Origin of the sequence: Streptomyces violaceusniger Tu 4113 (assembly GCF_000147815.2) — a bacterium.
Classification (GTDB): Bacteria; Actinomycetota; Actinomycetes; order Streptomycetales; family Streptomycetaceae; genus Streptomyces; species Streptomyces violaceusniger_A.
Genome location: NC_015957.1, coordinates 1,010,091 through 1,022,092 on the forward strand (window position 1 = coordinate 1,010,091; position 12,002 = coordinate 1,022,092).

At 71.5% G+C, this 12,002-nt stretch carries 14 protein-coding genes; 5 read left to right on the forward strand and 9 right to left on the reverse strand.

Annotated features, from left to right (window positions below; all coding sequences use genetic code 11):
• Positions 1 to 66: 66 nt before the first annotated feature.
• A complete protein-coding gene (locus STRVI_RS04610; protein ID WP_050993618.1) occupies positions 67 to 1,629 on the reverse strand; it encodes an MFS transporter in 1,563 nt (520 codons plus the stop codon).
• A gap of 466 nt (positions 1,630 to 2,095) precedes the next feature.
• On the opposite strand from STRVI_RS04610, the gene STRVI_RS04615 reads away from it, so the two are divergent.
• The 4 genes from STRVI_RS04615 to STRVI_RS04630 all read left to right on the forward strand — a co-directional run bounded on the left by STRVI_RS04615 (position 2,096) and on the right by STRVI_RS04630 (position 7,159).
• Positions 2,096 to 2,884, forward strand: coding sequence for an ABC transporter ATP-binding protein (locus STRVI_RS04615; RefSeq protein ID WP_014054447.1), 789 nt, complete (start codon positions 2,096 to 2,098; stop codon positions 2,882 to 2,884).
• The gene (locus STRVI_RS04620) at positions 2,881 to 5,451 is read left to right on the forward strand and encodes an ABC transporter permease (RefSeq protein ID WP_014054448.1); all 2,571 of its coding nucleotides are present in this window, start codon (positions 2,881 to 2,883) and stop codon (positions 5,449 to 5,451) included. The genes STRVI_RS04615 and STRVI_RS04620 overlap by 4 nt, the downstream gene beginning before the upstream one ends.
• A 215-nt stretch (positions 5,452 to 5,666) precedes the next feature.
• Positions 5,667 to 6,653, forward strand: a complete 987-nt coding sequence (locus STRVI_RS04625; RefSeq protein WP_014054449.1) for an aldo/keto reductase — start codon at positions 5,667 to 5,669, stop codon at positions 6,651 to 6,653.
• A gap of 107 nt (positions 6,654 to 6,760) precedes the next feature.
• The gene (locus STRVI_RS04630; RefSeq protein ID WP_014054450.1) at positions 6,761 to 7,159 is read left to right on the forward strand and encodes a VOC family protein; all 399 of its coding nucleotides are present in this window, start codon (positions 6,761 to 6,763) and stop codon (positions 7,157 to 7,159) included.
• Positions 7,160 to 7,268: 109 nt separating this feature from the next.
• Here the strand turns inward: STRVI_RS04630 and STRVI_RS04635 are convergent, their stop codons facing one another.
• Both STRVI_RS04635 and STRVI_RS04640 read right to left on the reverse strand, forming a co-directional pair.
• The gene (locus STRVI_RS04635; RefSeq protein WP_014054451.1) at positions 7,269 to 8,276 is read right to left on the reverse strand and encodes a DNA-3-methyladenine glycosylase family protein; all 1,008 of its coding nucleotides are present in this window, start codon (positions 8,274 to 8,276) and stop codon (positions 7,269 to 7,271) included.
• Between the two features lie 2 nt (positions 8,277 to 8,278).
• The gene (locus STRVI_RS04640) at positions 8,279 to 8,650 is read right to left on the reverse strand and encodes a VOC family protein (RefSeq protein ID WP_014054452.1); all 372 of its coding nucleotides are present in this window, start codon (positions 8,648 to 8,650) and stop codon (positions 8,279 to 8,281) included.
• A gap of 83 nt (positions 8,651 to 8,733) precedes the next feature.
• Between STRVI_RS04640 and STRVI_RS04645 the strand changes: the two genes are divergently transcribed.
• Positions 8,734 to 9,195 (forward strand): MarR family winged helix-turn-helix transcriptional regulator, encoded by a 462-nt coding sequence (locus STRVI_RS04645; protein WP_043235414.1) that lies wholly within the window; start codon positions 8,734 to 8,736, stop codon positions 9,193 to 9,195.
• A 7-nt stretch (positions 9,196 to 9,202) separates the two neighbouring features.
• On the opposite strand, the gene STRVI_RS04650 is transcribed toward STRVI_RS04645, so the two are convergent.
• Genes STRVI_RS04650 through STRVI_RS04675 form a run of 6 tightly spaced genes read right to left on the reverse strand, consistent with a single transcriptional unit; the run spans position 9,203 to position 11,997 of the window.
• A complete protein-coding gene (locus STRVI_RS04650) occupies positions 9,203 to 9,499 on the reverse strand; it encodes a gas vesicle protein K (protein WP_014054454.1) in 297 nt (98 codons plus the stop codon).
• Positions 9,496 to 9,729 (reverse strand): gas vesicle protein, encoded by a 234-nt coding sequence (locus tag STRVI_RS04655; RefSeq protein ID WP_043237878.1) that lies wholly within the window; start codon positions 9,727 to 9,729, stop codon positions 9,496 to 9,498. The genes STRVI_RS04650 and STRVI_RS04655 overlap by 4 nt, the downstream gene beginning before the upstream one ends.
• Positions 9,730 to 9,788: 59 nt before the next feature.
• A complete protein-coding gene (locus STRVI_RS04660) occupies positions 9,789 to 10,643 on the reverse strand; it encodes a GvpL/GvpF family gas vesicle protein (RefSeq protein WP_014054456.1) in 855 nt (284 codons plus the stop codon).
• A complete protein-coding gene (locus STRVI_RS04665; protein WP_014054457.1) occupies positions 10,640 to 11,011 on the reverse strand; it encodes a gas vesicle protein in 372 nt (123 codons plus the stop codon). Before STRVI_RS04665 ends, STRVI_RS04660 begins: the two co-directional genes overlap by 4 nt.
• Positions 11,004 to 11,267, reverse strand: a complete 264-nt coding sequence (locus STRVI_RS04670) for a gas vesicle protein GvpG (RefSeq protein ID WP_014054458.1) — start codon at positions 11,265 to 11,267, stop codon at positions 11,004 to 11,006. The genes STRVI_RS04665 and STRVI_RS04670 overlap by 8 nt, the downstream gene beginning before the upstream one ends.
• Position 11,268: 1 nt before the next feature.
• A complete protein-coding gene (locus STRVI_RS04675) occupies positions 11,269 to 11,997 on the reverse strand; it encodes a GvpL/GvpF family gas vesicle protein (RefSeq protein ID WP_014054459.1) in 729 nt (242 codons plus the stop codon).
• Positions 11,998 to 12,002: the final 5 nt, after the last annotated feature.

A 12,002-nucleotide genomic window follows, 5' to 3' on the forward strand; every position in this document is an offset into this window, starting at 1 on the left:
CGGGCATGCGACCGCCGACGGGGGAGCGGATGCCGCCCGGTCCCGGCTCCGTCCAGTCCGACCGCGTCAGGATTCCGTCTCGGCCTCGGCTTCGGTACGGACCGGGAAGCGGCGCGGGGCGAGGAACACCAGTACCAGCAGCGCGAGCAGCGCGGCGGTCGCCGAGCCCAGGTAGACGTGGTCGACGGCGGTGTCCACGGCCCGCCGCAGATAGTCGGCCGCCTGGTCGGTGAGGGTGCCGGGGTGTTCCAGGGCGCGGGAGACCGAGTCCAGGTCGTCGGGCAGTCCCGGCCGGATGGCGTCGGGGGCTGCGGTGAGCCGGGAGGCCAGGGTCGCGTTGGCGACGGCCCCGAAGAGCGCCGCCCCGAGGCTCTGGCCGACCTGGCGGCAGAAGAGGATCGAGGCGGTGGCGGTGCCGCGTTCGGCCCATCCCACGGACGACTGCACTCCGATGATCAGCGGCAGTTGGAAGAGCCCGAGGGCGCCCCCGAGCAGCAGCATGATCAGCGCGGGCTGCCAGGCGGCGCCGGGGTAGGGGAGGAGGGGGAAGGCGGCCAGGATCAGTGTGGCGGCGGCCATGCCGGTGATGGCGCAGCGCCGGAAGCCGACGCGGTTGTAGACGCGGCTGCTGAGCGCGGCCGCGATCGGCCAGCTCAGCGTCATCGTGGAGAGCACGAAACCGGCCGGTATGGGTCCGAGTCCCAGCACCGACTGGGCGTAGGTGGGCAGAAAGACGGTCGGGGCGATCATCAGCAGGCCGAGTGCGGCGAAGGCGAGGTTGACGGCCGAGATGGTGCGGCGGCGCCAGACCCAGCCGGGGATGAGCGGTTCGGCGGCGTGCCGTTCGATCCATACGGTGGCCGCGGCGCATATGGCGGCGCCGCCGAGCATGGTGAGTGACGGGGCGGACAGCCAGTCCCAGGCCACTCCGCCCTGGACGAGGGCGGTCAGCAGCAGTCCGCCGGTGAGGAAGACGCCGAGTGCCCCGGCCCAGTCGATCCTGGGGCGGCCTTCCCGGCGCCGTCCCGGTTCGTGCAGATGGCGGGTGATGAGGAGGAACGCCAGGGCGCCGACCGGCAGGTTGATGAGGAAGATCCAGCGCCAGTCGGCGTATCCGGCGAGCACGCCGCCGATCGCGGGGCCCGCCACCGAGGAGAGCGCCCAGACGGAGGAGAGCCTGGCCTGTATCTTCGGGCGCTCCTTGAGCGGGTAGAGGTCGGCGGCGACGACCTGGATGGTGCCCTGGAGTGCCCCGCCGCCCAGTCCCTGGACGATCCGGAAGGCGATGAGGGACGTCATGTTCCAGGCGGCGGCGCACAGCAGTGAGCCGATGAGGAAGACGACGATGCCCGCGAGCAGGATGGGTTTGCGGCCGAAGGTGTCGGAGAGCTTTCCGTACAGCGGCAGGGAGACGGTGACGGCGAGCAGATAGCCGGAGAAGAGCCAGGAGAAGACGGAGAAGCCGCCGAGGTCGCCGACGATCTGCGGTACGGCGGTGGAGATGATGGTCGCGTCGAGCGCGGCCAGCGCCATGCCGAGCATGAGGGCGGCGGCGACGGGGCGGCGGCCGCGGCGGGTGGGGGTGCCGGGGTGCGGCTGGGGTGCGGGGGGTCTGGGGTCGGCGTCCATCGGCCGTCGTGCGGTGCCGCCCACGGTGGCGCGCTCCCTTCGCCGGTACGCGCCGGCACGTGTCCCTGATGTTCGTACGCGGGACTCCCGTACGCACGATTCTTGTACGACCCACGATTCCATGGCGGGACAGGCTGGAGGAAGAACGCATCCAGGCTGTCCAGAAGGCCCGGCTTGAGCCTGACGTGGCGGAAGGGTGCAGAATCTACCCCGAGTCCGGGTCAGCCTCAGGACTCACTCCCCTAGGGGATGCCCGCCCTGTACTCCTACTCCCGGTTCGTCCGGGCGGATGAGGAGCCTGTCGTCCCGGCTTCATAAGGTTGCTACGGGCTGCGCGACCGAGGGGGTGGGGCTAGCCCTACCGCTGAGAGGGAGTCCTTCCCCATCGCGGAGGTTCCCGGATCACGGCAATCTGGATGCCGTGGTCGGGGAGCGACATCGCCGATCAATTACTGAAGGAGAAAGAGTGACAACGGCTGTATCGATTCCCAGGACCGGGGGCAGCGGAGGACATACGGCCGTCGCCGCCCGTGCACGTCAGGTGGTCAAGGCGTATGGCTCGGGGGAGACCCGGGTGGTCGCGCTGGACCATGTGGACGTGGACATCGCCCGCGGGCAGTACACCGCGATCATGGGCCCGTCCGGCTCCGGCAAGTCGACCCTGATGCACTGCCTGGCCGGTCTGGACACCGTCAGCTCCGGGCAGATCTTCATCGACGAGACCGAGATCACCGGGCTGAAGGACAAGAAGCTCACCAAGCTGCGCCGGGACCGGATCGGCTTCATCTTCCAGGCGTTCAACCTGCTGCCGACGCTCAGCGCGATCGAGAACATCACGCTGCCGATGGACATCGCGGGCCGTAAGCCCGACCGGGCCTGGCTGGACCAGGTGGTGGAGACCGTGGGTCTGTCCGGCCGGCTCAAGCACCGTCCGAACCAGCTCTCCGGCGGTCAGCAGCAGCGCGTCGCGGTGGCCCGCGCCCTCGCCGCCCGTCCCGAGATCATCTTCGGTGACGAGCCGACCGGAAACCTGGACTCGCGGGCCAGTGCCGAGGTGCTGGGCTTCCTCAAGCGGTCGGTGGACGAGCTGGGCCAGACCATCGTGATGGTCACCCATGACCCGGTCGCCGCCTCCTACGCCAACCGTGTGCTGTACCTGGCCGACGGCCGGATCGTCGACGAGATGTACAACCCGACGGCCGATCTGGTCCTGGAGCGCATGAAGCACTTCGACGCGCGAGGACGGGTGTCATGACCGTTCTCAAGACCTCACTGCGCAACTTCGTCGCCCACAAGGGGCGGATGGCGCTGTCCGCGATCGCCGTGCTGCTGTCGGTGGCGTTCGTCTGCGGCACGCTCGTCTTCACCGACACCACCAACGCCACGTTCGACAAGCTCTTCGCGAGCACCGCCTCCGATGTCACGGTCAGCCCCAAGGGCGCCAGCGACAACGACACCCGGCAGGGCCGGATCCGTTCGCTGCCCGGTTCTGAGCTGGCGCGGCTGAAGCAGGTGGACGGCGTCAAGTCGGTGATCGGCGACGCCACCAGCCAGTCGATCACCGCCGCCGACCGGAACGACAACAGCATCGGCTCGGACTCCGGCGCCCCGACCATCGGCACCAACTGGGACCCGACCGAGACGCGCTCGGTCCAGGTCACCTCCGGTCACGCGCCGCGCGGCCCGACCGAGGTGATGGTCGACGCCGACACCGCGAAGAACAAGAAGCTGAAGCTGGGCGACGAGATGCGGATCATCGCCATCCCCGGCGAGTTCCGCGCGAAGATCGTCGGCATTGCCACGTTCCAGGTGACCAACCCCGGCGCCACGCTGGTCTTCATGGACACCGACACCGCGCAGCGCAAACTGCTCGGCGCTCCCGGGGTGTACTCCAGCTATCAGCTCACCGCCCAGCCGGGCGTCAGCCATGAGCAGCTCAAGAAGAGCGTGGTGGCCGACCTCGGCACCGCTGTGAAGGTGCAGACGAAGGCCGAGTCCAGCAAGGAGGCCGAGGACGGCATCGGCTCGTTCCTGGACGTCATGAAGTACGCGATGCTCGGCTTCGCCGGGATCGCCGTCCTGGTCGGCATCTTCCTGATCGTCAACACCTTCTCGATGCTGGTCGCCCAGCGCACCCGTGAGATCGGCCTGATGCGGGCCATCGGCTCCAGCCGGAAGCAGATCAACCGGTCGGTGCTGATCGAGGCGCTGCTGCTGGGCATCGTCGGCTCGATCCTCGGTGTCCTCGGCGGGGTCGGCCTCGCGGTCGGCCTGATGAAGATCATGGGCAGCGCGGGTCTGCATCTGAGCACCGACCAGCTCACGGTGAAGCCCACCACGCCCATCATCGGCATCGGCATCGGCGTCATCGTCACCGTCATCGCGGCGTACATCCCCGCCCGCCGGGCCGGGAAGATCTCCCCGATGGCGGCCCTGCGCGACGCGGGCACCCCGGCGGACAGCAGGGCCGGCTGGATCCGCGGCGTGATCGGCACCCTCCTCACCGCGGGTGGCGCGGCGTCCCTGGTGGTCGCGGGGAACGCGGACAAGGCGGTCGACGGCTCGATGTTCCTGGGCGTCGGCGTGGTGCTGACGCTCATCGGCTTCATCGTCATCGGCCCGTTGCTGGCCGGTCTGGTGGTCCGCGCGCTGGCCACCGTCGTCCTGCGGATCTTCGGCCCGGTCGGCCGGCTGGCCGAGCGCAACGCGCTGCGCAACCCGCGGCGCACCGGCGCCACCGGCGCGGCCCTGATGATCGGCCTGGCGCTGGTCGCCTGTCTGTCGGTGGTGGGCTCCTCGATGGTCGCCTCGGCCACCGATGAGCTGGACAAGTCGGTGGGCGCGGACTTCATCATCCAGTCCGACATGGGCCAGCCGATCACCGAGGGGATCGAGAAGTCGGTGCGCCAGGCCAAGGGCCTGAAGCACATCAGCGAGGCCAAGAACATCGACGGCGCCAAGGTCACCCTGCCGGACGGCAAGACGGTCACCAAGGACCTTTCGGCCGCCAGCCCGACGTACGCGGAGGACCTGCGCACCCCGGTGGTCGAGGGCGATCTGGCCGCCGCGTACGGCAAGGACGCCATGTCGGTGCCGGAGGGCTTCGCCAAGGACCACAAGGTGAAGAAGGGCGACACCCTGACCGTCGCCTTCAAGGAGGGCCGGACCGCCAAGCTGACCGTCGCCGCGATCACCTCGGACGACGTCAGCCTCGACAAGGGCGCGCTGTACCTCAACATCGCCACCGTCGAGAACTATGTCCCCGCCAAGCTGATCCCGGCGGACGTCATGATCCTGGCGCAGGCCAAGGACGGCCAGGAGGACGCGGCGTACGCCTCCCTCAAGGCCCAGTTGCACCACTACCCGTCGGTGAAGGTGCGCGACCAGACCGATTACAAGCAGGAGGTCAAGGACCAGGTCGGTCAGCTCCTCAACCTGGTCTACGGTCTGCTGGCGCTGGCGATCATCGTCGCCGTCCTCGGTGTGGTGAACACCCTGGCCCTGTCGGTCGTCGAGCGGACCCGTGAGATCGGCCTGATGCGCGCCATCGGCCTCTCCCGCCGCCAGATGCGCCGCATGATCCGGCTTGAGTCCGTGGTCATCGCGCTCTTCGGCGCGCTGCTGGGGCTGGGTCTTGGCATGGGCTGGGGAACCACGGCCCAGAAGCTGCTGGCGCTCGAGGGTCTGAAGACCCTGGAGATCCCGTGGCCGACGATCATCACGGTGTTCATCGGCTCGGCCGTGGTGGGTCTGATCGCGGCGCTGGTCCCGGCCTTCCGGGCGGCGCGGATGAATGTGCTGAACGCGATCGCCACGGAATAGCCAGAGCCAACGGGGGAAATGAGGCCCGCTGCCCTTCCATGGGGGAGGGGCAGAAGGCCGACCGGCCCGGTGTGCGACGGGGGAGCGCACCGGGCCGGTTTTTCCTGTGCACCGGGCCGGACCGCTCGGGTGCTCCGGGCGTTTGACTTCGAGTGCGCTCCAACTCCTAGCGTGATCGTCACGACCAATCGTCACGACCACGAGGGAGGTACCCGATGTCCGCACTGCCCACCCGTCGCCTGGGTGCGCTGACCGTCGCGGCCCAGGGCCTGGGCTGCATGGGCATGAGCCATGGCTACGGCGCCTCGGACGACGCCCAGTCGATCGCCACCGTCCACCGCGCCCTCGACCTCGGCGTCACGCTGCTGGACACCTCCGACTTCTACGGCGCCGGGCACAACGAGGAACTGCTCGGCCGGGCCCTGGCCGGGCGCCGGGACCAGGCGGTCCTGGCCACCAAGTTCGGCTTCGCCAACCAGCTCGGGGAGCCGACCGCGATCCGGGGCGACGCCGCCTACGTCCGCCAGGCGTGCGATGCTTCGCTGCGGCGGCTCGGCGTCGACCACATCGACCTCTACTACCAGCACCGCGTGGACCCCGACGTCCCCATCGAGGAGACCGTCGGCGCCATGGCCGAGCTGGTCCAGGCGGGCAAGGTGCGCCATCTCGGCCTGTCCGAGGCGGGCGCGGAGACCATCCGCCGCGCCCACACGGTGCATCCCATCGCGGCGCTGCAGAGCGAATGGTCGCTGTGGACGCGGGACCTGGAGCACGAGATCGCCCCGGTCTGCCGCGAGCTCGGCATCGGCCTCGTGCCCTTCTCCCCGCTCGGCCGCGGCTTCCTCACCGGCCGCTACACCTCGACCGAGGGTCTGCCGGAGGGCGATGTGCGCCGCACCCAGCCCCGGTTCGCCGACGGCAACCTCGAAAAGAACCTGGCCATCGTCGGCAAGCTGACCGAACTGGCCGCCGAGAAGGGCGTCACCGCGGGCCAGCTCGCCCTCGCCTGGGTGCAGCACCGCGGCGACGACGTGGTCCCCATCCCGGGCACCCGGCGCCAGAAGTACCTGGAGGAGAACCTGACCGCCGCCACGATCGAGCTGTCGCCCGAGGAACTGGCCGCGATCGACGCCGCCGCCCCGGCCGGCGAGGTGGCCGGCACCCGGTACGACGAGAAGAGCCTGGCCTTCGTCAACCGCTGACCGCCACGGTGGTTCAGCGGGCATGAAGGTCGATCGGCGGGCGACCGATGAGTTCCGCGGTGCCCCGGGGTCTCAGGTGGTGAACGCATCACCCCAAGGGAGATCACATGACCGAGACCGCGAAAGGCACCCGGCTCGCCGAGGTGGGCCGGGTGGCCGTCACCGTCGCCGATCAGGACCGGGCGCTGGACTTCTATGTGGGCACGCTCGGCTTCGAGAAGCGTGCCGACACCCCCTTCGGCGACGGTCACCGCTGGATCGAGGTGGGCCCGGCCGGCGCCCCGACCGGGATCGCGCTCGTCCTGCCGCGCGAGGGCGGCCAGGGGCCGGGTTACGAGACCGGCATCATCCTCACCTCGCAGGACATCGACGCCGACCACGCGACGCTGCGCTCGCGCGGCGTCGACACCGACCCGGAGGTCCAGCGCTGGGGCGCCCCGGTGCCGCCGATGTTCAGCTTCCGGGACGGGGACGGCAACGCACTGATGGTCGTCGAGAACGGCTGACCGCACCCGGCCGGGAGCCGGTGGAAGAGCCGGTGTCGAGAGCCGGTGGAAGAGCCGGTGGAAGAGCCGGTCCGCGACGGGGGCGGACCGGCTCTTCTGTTCCGTGCGGCTACGACACGTGGCGGCCGATGCGCTCGGCACGGGCGCGCAGCAGGAGCGCGATCCAACTGCGGTAGGGCCGCCAGCCGTCGGCGATCCCGGCCAGCCGGCCGATGTCGCCGGAGGCGGTCTCGTCGAGGCCGTACGCGGTGGCGATGGCCGCGTGCAGTCGCCGTTCGTGGCGCGGGAAGACATCGGGGTGCCCGGCGCCGCGGATGAGGATGAGCTCGGCGGAGAACGGGCCGATGCCGGGAAGGGTGCGCAGCGCCGTAAGGGCGTCGTCCGCCGGCATCGCGCGCAGCCGTGCGGCGTCGAGTTCACCCGCGTCGGCCGCCTCCGCCAGCGCGTGCAGCCGCTCGATCTTCACCTCGGTCAGGCCGGGGATCCGGTTGATCGCGCGCAGCGCCGGCGGGGTGGGGAAGGCGTGCAGGGTCCGGCCCGCGACCTGGACCCGCCGTCCGTACCGCTCGGCGAGGCGGGCCTTGATGGCGGCGGCCTGGGTCATCCGGATGCGGTGGCCGATGACCGCCCACACGGCGGCTTCGTAGGGGGAGTGGAAGCACACCGGCCGAAGGCCCGGAAATTCCGCCATGAGCCCGGCCACCACGGGGTCGGCGGCGGCGAGTTCGGGAAAGCCGCTTCCGTCGACGTCGAGCGAGAGGATGCGCGCGAGCTGGGCCCGGACGGCCGCGTCGGGCCAGGACGGCTCCCCGGCGGATAGGGGCCCCGGCCCGGCGGCCCCGGCGGACACGGGGTCCGCCGGAGAGCCGTCCAGGTCGCCGTCCGGTACGCCGGGATACACGGTGAACTCGGCCCGTACCCCGCCCGCTTCACCATCCGCCGTCTCCTCCTGCCGCACCGCGGCGGCCACCGTCGAGTGGCCGTCGTCGGCGGGAAAGGCCAGGCGGAGCACCTCGTCCGCCGTGCCGGAATAGCTCGCGGGGGTGAAGCCCGCCAGGAAGCGGACGCTCGCCGCCAGCGAGAAGGGACCGGCCGGGGTGAGGGAGACGGCGGTCACGATCAGCCTCCGTGCGCGGTGATGGCGTAGCCCTCGGGGCCGATGAAGGTGAACGTGCGGCCGAAGGGGCTGTCCTGCGGCGGGGCGACGATGGGCACCCCGGCGTCGGCGAGCTGGTCGTGCAGCGCCTGGGCGTCCGTGGTGCGGAACCACAGGGCCACGCCGAGGCCGGGCCGTGCGACGTCGTCGAGCTCCACGCCCGGCAGCGGCTCGCGGACGGCGAACGGGATCGGCTCGGTGGTGAACACCACGGCACCGGGAGGCGAGGCCGGTGCCCGGCGCAGTCCGAGGTGCTTTTCGCAGAAGGCGGCCGCCGCCTCGACATCGCGTACCTGCAGGGCGATGAAGTCGGGGCCGTCAAGGGTGGCGGTCATGGGTCCTCCCCAGGTTGTTTGATGTCAGGACTCTGACATTCCCGGACTGTACGCACACCCCCTCCCTATGTCAAAATCCTGACATGGAAGACCGGACTCCCGTGACCCCGCCGCACCCCGCTCACGACGTCACCGAACATGTGGGATACCGCCTCAAGCGCGCCGCCGCGGCGCTGCGCGGCGCCATGGACAAGGCGCTGCGCGAACGCGGTCTGACGGTGCCGCAGTACGCCTGCCTGGAACTCCTCGACCAGCGGCCCGGCCTGTCCAACGCCGAACTCGCCCGCGGCACCTTCGTCACCCGGCAGTCCATGAACGTCGTCCTGCGCGGCCTCCAGGACGCGGACCTGATCTCCCGGCCCGCCACCACCGACCACGGCCGCGCCCTGCCCGCCCACCTCACCGAGGCCGGCCGCGAACGGCTCGACGCGGCCCGGTCCGCCGTCTACGCCATCGAGCGGACGATGGTCGAGGCCTTCCCGCAACGGCGCCTGGCCGCCCTGCTCGCCGACCTCGACCGCATGGCAAAAGCCCTCGGCGGCTGAGTCCGCATCAGTCGCGGGGGAGCAGGGTGCCCAGGGGGCCGAGGTCCAGGTTGAGGTCCTCCGGCGTCAGTCCGTGCTGGTCGCACAGCTCCGCCATGCGCTGGTCGAGCAGCATCAGCGTGGTGCCGATGCGCTCGATCTGACCGTCGGTGAGGCCGCCCACGTCGATGCGGCGGATGGCCTGGCGCTCCATCAGTTGGCGGAGGAGTTCGACGACCGTCAGCACGAGGGCCACCAGGTCGCGGCCGACCGAGTCGCGGTCGATGTCGAGGTGGGTGGGGGTCGGGGGCGTCGGGGGGCTCATAGCGGGCCGCTGTCGGTCCACGGGGCCGGGACCCGTTCGTTGACCGAGGAGAGCAGGGCGTGCAGGGAGAGGCGGACGAGGGGGACCTCGGCGATCGCGATGACCAGATCGCCGGTGACGACGACGCCGGTGGCGAGCACCCGGTCGAGGAGGTCCACCAGGGGGACGCCGAGCGGTCCGAGGGCCTCGGCGGGGGTGGTGCCCCATGCGGGGGCCTCTTTGCGGGCGATGTCGGCGGGGGCCGCTTCCCATGCCGCTTTGGCCGGGGCGGCGTCCCAGGCGGCCCTGGTCATGGGCACATCCCTCCGTTGGTGCGTCTCGCGTCGGCGGTCCCTCCGCCGGTGAGTCCCCCGTCGATTCCTCCGTCGGCGAAGGAGTAGGGCGCCCATGGCCCGGAGAGCTCGATCTGGACGTCCGTCTCGTCGCGGCGCAACGACGCGAGGGCGGCGCGCAGTTCGCGCTCCCGGCCCAGGTCGAGGAGGTAGGCCGCGTTCAGCACATGGGTACGGTGCTTCCCGGTCACCTCGACGCCGTGCGGGCGCAGCCGGCGCGCGGCCACGGCGAGGCTCCGGACGGCGATGTCCACCCGCTCGGCGGCCCGCAGCGTCACGGTGTGGTGCTGTTCGCGGCTCCGCTGCCGGGTGCGGACGCGGTCCAGATAGGCCCGGCCGCCGGCGGGGCCGGGTGCCGGTCCGTCCGCCGGGGCGGCTTCCGGGGCGGGCGGCGGGCCCGTCTGGGCGTAGACCTTGACGCCCCATTCGGCCCGGCCCGTGATCCGGTCCAGCGCGGTCAGGAGGGAGGTCTCCCGCTCGCCCAGGGCCTCGCGCGCCCGGTTGTCGTCGAGATAGAGGGTGGCCAGCGGCAGCGGAACGGTGGGGGCCAGTGCCGACGCCGCCGTGATCACCGTGTGGTGGGCGCGGGCGCAGCGCTCCAGCTCATCGCGGTCGGACAGCCGCCGCCGCAGCGCCTCCTCCTCGAACCCGGCCGCGGGCACGTCCTGGACCACGGCGGTGAGCGGGCCCGCCGCGAACGTACGGACGGGGGCGCCGGTGCCGAGCCCGGGGAGCGCGGCCAACGCCGTGAGGGCGCCGCCGCGGCAGACCGCGAAGGCGTAGGTGAGGGTGGGGGCCTCGGGCGGGGTCATGTGCCCGCGCCCTTCTCGCCGGCGGTGGCGCCGACCGCGCTCAGCTCATCGGAGTCCATGCGCGATTCCAGGGCGTGGAGCCGTTCGCGCAGTTCCGCGTTCTCCTGGGCGAGGGCGTCCTTCGCGGCGCGCGAGGAGAGGGCGGGATCGGTTTCCCACCAGTCGATCCCGGCCTTGCGGGCGGTGTCCACGGAGGAGATGAACAACCGCAGCCGGATGGTGAGCAGTTCGATGTCCAGCAGGTCGATCTTGATGTCTCCGGCGATCACGATGCCCTTGTCCAGGACGCGCTCCAGGATCTCGGCGAGGTCGGAGGAGGGCGGGCCGGTGGTCGGGGGAGGGGTGCACGCGAGGTCGCGTTCAGTCATGGCGTCTCACCCTTGCCTTTCCTCCTTGGCTGCCTGAGCGTTCCAGCAGGTCCAGCAGCCGGTCCTCCTCCCGGTCGAACTCCTCGGGGCCGATCGCCCCCGACTCCAGGGCCTCGTTCAGCGCGGCCAGACGGGCGCGCAGCACCGACGGATGGCACAGCTCCTCCTCCGCGACGTCCCTGATGCGCTCCGCGACCCACACCACCCCGTGCACCGGCGCCAGCGGGAAGAGGACGACCTGGCTCAGTACCCCCATGTCAGGCCCGGCCTTCCGCGAAGCTGTAGCAGGGCAGCGGTCCGGTGAGCCGCAGCTCGACCCGGTCGCGGTGGCCGGCCGCGAAGCGCTCCACCACGCCGTGGAACCGCCGCTCCTCGCGCCGGTCCAGCAGGAAGGAGACGTTCAGCACGCATCCCTCGACCTCCGGGCCGTGCACCTTGGCGTCCGCCACGGCGGAGAGCTCCGCGAGCACCGCGGCCGCGGCGGCCGCCGCTCTGCGCCTCAGCCCGCGCGCCACGGCCTCGCCGAGCCGCACGCTGGCCTCGTACCCCGGGGCCCTGCGGGCGGCGGTGCGCAACCGGCTCACCTCGGGGTCCTCACGTACCAGCGAGCTCAGGTCGGCCTCGGTGGGCAGCGCCTTGAGGTTCATCTCGACCCGCCCGTCGACGCGTTCCAGCGCGGCCAGGCAGTCGTTCTGGGAGGACAGCAACTGCTGCCGCACCGCCTCCTCGTCGGGGGCGATCATCCCGAACCGCATCGGCAGCACCGGCCCGTCCACCGCCAGCGCCAGGGCGAGGTCCTGGTGGGCGAGGAGGTCGCGCCGCTTGGCGCGCGGCCGGGCGGGAGCGTCGCTGATCACCGCGGCCAGCGCTCCGGCCCGGAGGGTACGGACCGGAGCGGGCCGCTCGCCCACTCCGGTGCGGCCGGGCGGCACCGCGTGGGTGGCGCGGACGACGCCGTAGACGTACACGCTCCCGGGCGCGGTCATGGATC

Bases quoted from the DNA above. Each gene is read 5' to 3' on its own strand.
- STRVI_RS04610 (WP_050993618.1), bottom strand. From the start codon at position 1,629: ATGGACGCCGACCCCAGACCCCCCGCACCCCAGCCGCACCCCGGCACC.
- STRVI_RS04620 (WP_014054448.1), top strand. From the start codon at position 2,881: ATGACCGTTCTCAAGACCTCACTGCGCAACTTCGTCGCCCACAAGGGG.
- STRVI_RS04625 (WP_014054449.1), top strand. From the start codon at position 5,667: ATGTCCGCACTGCCCACCCGTCGCCTGGGTGCGCTGACCGTCGCGGCC.
- STRVI_RS04630 (WP_014054450.1), top strand. From the start codon at position 6,761: ATGACCGAGACCGCGAAAGGCACCCGGCTCGCCGAGGTGGGCCGGGTG.
- STRVI_RS04640 (WP_014054452.1), bottom strand. From the start codon at position 8,650: ATGACCGCCACCCTTGACGGCCCCGACTTCATCGCCCTGCAGGTACGC.
- STRVI_RS04645 (WP_043235414.1), top strand. From the start codon at position 8,734: ATGGAAGACCGGACTCCCGTGACCCCGCCGCACCCCGCTCACGACGTC.
- STRVI_RS04650 (WP_014054454.1), bottom strand. From the start codon at position 9,499: ATGAGCCCCCCGACGCCCCCGACCCCCACCCACCTCGACATCGACCGC.
- STRVI_RS04660 (WP_014054456.1), bottom strand. From the start codon at position 10,643: ATGACCCCGCCCGAGGCCCCCACCCTCACCTACGCCTTCGCGGTCTGC.
- STRVI_RS04665 (WP_014054457.1), bottom strand. From the start codon at position 11,011: ATGACTGAACGCGACCTCGCGTGCACCCCTCCCCCGACCACCGGCCCG.
- STRVI_RS04670 (WP_014054458.1), bottom strand. From the start codon at position 11,267: ATGGGGGTACTGAGCCAGGTCGTCCTCTTCCCGCTGGCGCCGGTGCAC.
- STRVI_RS04675 (WP_014054459.1), bottom strand. From the start codon at position 11,997: ATGACCGCGCCCGGGAGCGTGTACGTCTACGGCGTCGTCCGCGCCACC.